This is a genomic window from Streptomyces sp. P17 (genome assembly GCF_032436805.1).
GTDB lineage: Bacteria > Actinomycetota > Actinomycetes > Streptomycetales > Streptomycetaceae > Streptomyces.
Genome location: NZ_JAVRBF010000146.1, coordinates 1 through 3,360, shown reverse-complemented (window position 1 = coordinate 3,360; position 3,360 = coordinate 1). Strand labels below are relative to the sequence as shown.

The 3,360-nt window shown below is 72.9% G+C and carries 3 protein-coding genes; all 3 read left to right on the top strand.

From position 1 onward, the window contains the following. Window positions 1-178 precede the first annotated feature (178 nt). From RMT89_RS39825 to RMT89_RS39815, 3 genes are read left to right on the top strand one after another with little or no spacing between them, the layout of a single operon-like run. Window positions 179-1,018, top strand: coding sequence for a hypothetical protein (locus RMT89_RS39825; RefSeq protein WP_315888638.1), 840 nt, complete (start codon window positions 179-181; stop codon window positions 1,016-1,018). After that, window positions 1,015-2,082 (top strand): hypothetical protein, encoded by a 1,068-nt coding sequence (locus RMT89_RS39820; protein WP_315888637.1) that lies wholly within the window; start codon window positions 1,015-1,017, stop codon window positions 2,080-2,082. Before RMT89_RS39825 ends, RMT89_RS39820 begins: the two co-directional genes overlap by 4 nt. Next, entirely contained in the window at window positions 2,079-3,314 is a 1,236-nt protein-coding gene (locus RMT89_RS39815; RefSeq protein WP_315888636.1) for a hypothetical protein, read from the top strand. Before RMT89_RS39820 ends, RMT89_RS39815 begins: the two co-directional genes overlap by 4 nt. The last annotated feature ends 46 nt before the right edge of the window (window positions 3,315-3,360 follow it).

The window sequence follows — 3,360 nt, the reverse complement described above, 5'->3', positions numbered from 1 at the left end:
TGCTCGCGGGCGCGGCGGGCGCGCTGTGGCTGACGCGGCGGAACCAGACGGTACGCCGCTGACACCCTCGTACCACCCGGCACGGTGCTGCTCGCGGGCGCGGCGGGCGCGCTGTGGCTGACGCGGCGGAACCAGACGGTACGCCGCTGACACCCTCGTACCACCGTTGGAGCCGCCCATGTCGCTGACCGGCCGTGTCCTGTCCGCTCTGCCCGTTCTGCCCCCGGCCCTGCTGCTCCTGCTGATGGCCGCCCCGCCCGCGGCCGCCGCCGGGGGCTGGTCCGTCGCGCCGTCCGGCGGCGGGCGCCCCTCCTTCTACGCCGAGGGCGCGCCCGGGGCGGTCCTTGAGGACACGGCGTCGGTGACCAACCGCGGCGGTGAGCCGGTCACCGTCCGGCTGTCCGCCACCGGCGCCCGGGTCGCCTTCGCCCGCTCCGAGGTCCGCGTCCCGGCCCGCACCCGCGCCGACGTCCCCTTCACGGTGACCGTCCCCGACGCCGACCGCACGGCGGACATCGTCGCCCGCGGCCCGGGCGGCAGCTCCGACTCGGTCGCCCTCCATCTGCGCGCCAGGGTCCCGCGGTTGTCGGCGCTGACGGTCGAGCGGGTGAAGGTCACCGGCAGCGGCATCTCGTACGAGATCGTCAACCGCGGCACGACCACCCTCGAACCCCGCCTCGCGGTACGCGCCGACGGCATCCTCGGCCCGCTCCTGAACCGCCCCGCCCGCACCCTCCCCGTCGAACTCGCCCCGGGCCGCCGGGCGAAGCTCACCGAACCCTGGCCCGACCGCCCGTCCCTGGACACGGCCGACGTCCGGCTGACGGTGACCGCCGGGGGAGGGGCGTACGACACGGCGGAGACCTCGGCGCGGTTCGTGCCGTGGGGATCGGTGGCCGGGAGCGCGGGGGCGGTGGCGACCGCCGCCTTCTTCCTCGTACGACGTCGCAGGCGCCGTCCCGGGGAAGCGGCCGAACCGGCTGATGTGGACGTCGAGTTGACAGGAGCGTTGAAGTGAACGGCAAGGTGCGGATCTCGGCGCTGCTCGTGCTGTTGCTGCTGGCGCTGTCGGTGGCGCCCGCCTCGGCCGCCGATCCGCCCACCGTGAAGGTCTCCAAGACGCAGGCGGGGACGGGCGGTTCGGTCACCGTCAGCGGGGAGGGCTGGCGGCCCGACGCGCTGCTGATGATCCTGATCTGCGGGCAGGCAGTGCCGTCCACGGGCGTGACCGGCGGCACCAACTCCTGCGCCAACGCCGACGGCCGGGCCGTGACGACCGATGCCGAGGGCCGGTTCAGCCGGAGACTTCCGGTGGCCGAACCGCCGGTGCCGTGTCCGTGCGTGGTCCATGTGGCCACTGTCCAGGGCGCGAAGGCCGAGGCCGACGTCGTCTTCCAGGTGGCCGGGCACGCGTTCGAACCGCTGCCCGCGGACGCCTCCGGCGGGCGGCTGTCCATCCTCACCGGCACCCGTCTCGACGGCTCCAGCGGCCTGCTGACCTGGTTCGGCGCCCCGCCCGCCCGCACCCTGGTCTTCACCGTCGGCAATGTCGGCACCTCCGCCGTGAAGAACCCCGTCTTCCAAGTCGGCACCTCCCACGGGGTGTTCGCCCCCGAGTGGCAGGAACGGCAGTGGCGCGGCACGATCCGGCCCGGCGGGAAGGCTCGTATCGAGCTGCCCGTCGAACTGGCCGCCGGGGCGCACGGCGGCTACACCGTCTCGCTGAAGTACGGCGGGAAGGTGATGGCCGAACAGCCCTGGGGCGTGGGCCGCCCCTGGGGCGTGACGCTGTTCTGGATCCTGGTCTGCCTGGTCGTCCCGGCCGCGCTGTTCCGCGCCGGAATGGCGGTCGTGGACCGGGTGCGGCCCCGCCCGCGGGTCCGCCGCGGCGGGCTGCGCCTGCCCGAACTCGCCCTGCGTCTGCCGGGGTTGAAGCCCCGCGAGGAGGCCAGGCACTCGATGTCCTCGACTCTGCCGTGGTTCACCCCGGACTCCGATCCGGGAACGGCCGGTCGGCTCTCCGCACCGCACGACGACAGCCCGACGAGTCCTACGACTCCCACCAGGAAGGGACCTACGTGAGCAAGCGAAGGAGAGTCATACCGGTCGTCGCGGCCGTCCTGCTGCTGGGCCTGGCCGCCGGCCCGGCCGGGGCGGCGGAGGTGGCGTATGCGACGGAGTGCGTCCCGCCCGACATCTCCGGGCTGCCGCCGGTGCAGGGCACCACGAAGGTGGAGATCACCGCGCCGGAGACGGCGAAGGCGGGCGACGAGGTCGAGGTGGTCTGGAAGTTCGTCCAGGCTGCCTCCAAGAACCCCGACCTCATCGACCTGCCCGCGAACTCGGTGCAGCCCAGCGGCACGCTCAAGGCGGCGGGCGCGCAGACCGCGGACATCGCGATGCAGGGGCCGCGGGAGAACCCGGCGATCCCCAAGGGCGGGGACATGGTGCTGTCCGACATGAAGGGCAAGCTGAAGCTGTCGACGCCCGGCGAGGTGACGCTGACGCCGGACGCGTACGCCATCAACGCCATGTCGACGGACACGAAGTGCACGCCGAAAGAGGCGGTGAAGCCAGCGGCGACGATCAAGGTGACGGCCGGGGACGGGAGTTCACCGCCGCCGTCGCAGCAGCCGAGCCCCTCACCGACGGTCTCGCCCTCCGAGAGCGACGGCGGCGGCCAGACCGACTTCACCGGCAAGGAGGTCCAGGTCCCCTACGCCTGCAAGACCCCCATCGGTGACAAGAACGCGACCTCGCCGGTCCAGATCGACGCGAAGAGGAACGGCGGGAGTTTCGACCTCACGGTCCAGTTCAAGAAGTCGGTGATGGACAGCCCCGCCGACATCCCGGCGGACTCGGTCAAACCGTCGATGGAGGTGGCCCTGGGCGGTGCCGACAAGGGCACGGTCCCTGTGGAGGGCCCCACCAACGCCGAGCCCATCAAGTCGGGCGACCCGATCGAGATCCCCGACCTCAAGGGCACCTACAAGCCGGGCGCGAGCGGCGAGTCGACCCTCTCCCCGGGCGTCCTGACCATCGAGGCCCTGGGCACGACGACGACCTGCACACCGGAGAAGACGGAGGTGTCGCTGACCCTGGACACCACGGAGCAGGAGGGCGGGGCGTCGGGAGGCGGCGGCTCCACAGGCGGCTCCACCACGACAGGCGGCGGTACGACCCCGGACGGTGGCTTGGCGGAGACGGGCGCGGAGAACGACGGCGCGCTGAAGGCGCTGGGCTTGGTGGCGGGTACGGCGGTGCTGCTGGGGGCAGCGGTGTTCACGTTCCTGCCGGGAAGAAGGGCACGCTGACGCACCTCAGGGGCGCGGGGAGCCACGCACAGTCACGAAAAGCAAC

Excerpts from the sequence above, each read along its gene's own strand:
- RMT89_RS39825 (WP_315888638.1), top strand. The coding sequence starts at position 179 with ATGTCGCTGACCGGCCGTGTCCTGTCCGCTCTGCCCGTTCTGCCCCCG.